Here is a 755-nt window from a genome sequence, read left to right on the forward strand (position 1 = left end):
GGAGAAGGCTGAGACGCCGTACGCGAACGGGCCGTAGCCCGGGTTGGTCGGGGCGATGAGCTCCGTCAGGTAGTAGGTGCCCCGAGGGGTCGGCGTGTCCCCGGTGCCGGTGGCCACCGAGAAGCTGCTCACGAGCAGCCCGTGGCGGTAGAGGTCCATGCTGTTCTCCGCGGTGGAGACCTCGAGCCGGTACGGGACCTCCAGCACGACCACCTGCTCCGTCGAGACCCACCCGCTGGTGCCGTTGGGGCGTACCGGGAGCTGGACCTCGAGCCAGCCGTCCTCCTCGGCCAGGACCATGAAGGTCAGCGGGACGCCCGAGGGGGTGACCTGGTCGAAGGTGTGCGTGACGCTCCCCCCGGGCGACTCGTGGACGGTGACCTCCTGCGCCAGCGCTGTCGTGGCCTTGCTGGCCTCAGGAGCGGTCGGCCGCTCGGTGACCTCGGTGACGTCGTCGCGCTCGGTCTCTGACGCCCCGGTGGTCGTCGGCCGGGGGTCTGGCGTCACGGGTTCCTGCTGCGAGCATCCCGCGGCGAGCAGGATGGCAAGAGCAAGGGTGATGGTGGCGGTGGCGCGGTGTGGCACGGCTCTCCGGTCGGGGCGGTCAGGGCAGGACGCGTGCGGGCTCGGGGTCCGACCCCCGAGCCCGCACGCCTGGCCGTGTCAGCCGGTGTACTGGACGGCTCCCGGCACGGCCGTCGCCGGCGGGGCGGCGGGACCGGCCGGGGTTGCGTCGGTACCGCACGCCGCCTGCT

General features: G+C 73.0%; 1 protein-coding gene. It reads right to left on the reverse strand.

From position 1 onward, the window contains the following. Window positions 1–585: L,D-transpeptidase family protein (locus L0B03_RS19655; protein WP_250448598.1), on the reverse strand; the 585-nt coding region annotated here is incomplete at its 3' end. Window positions 586–755 lie beyond the last annotated feature (170 nt).

Source organism: Actinotalea sp. C106 (genome assembly GCF_023630195.1).
GTDB lineage: Bacteria > Actinomycetota > Actinomycetes > Actinomycetales > Cellulomonadaceae > Actinotalea.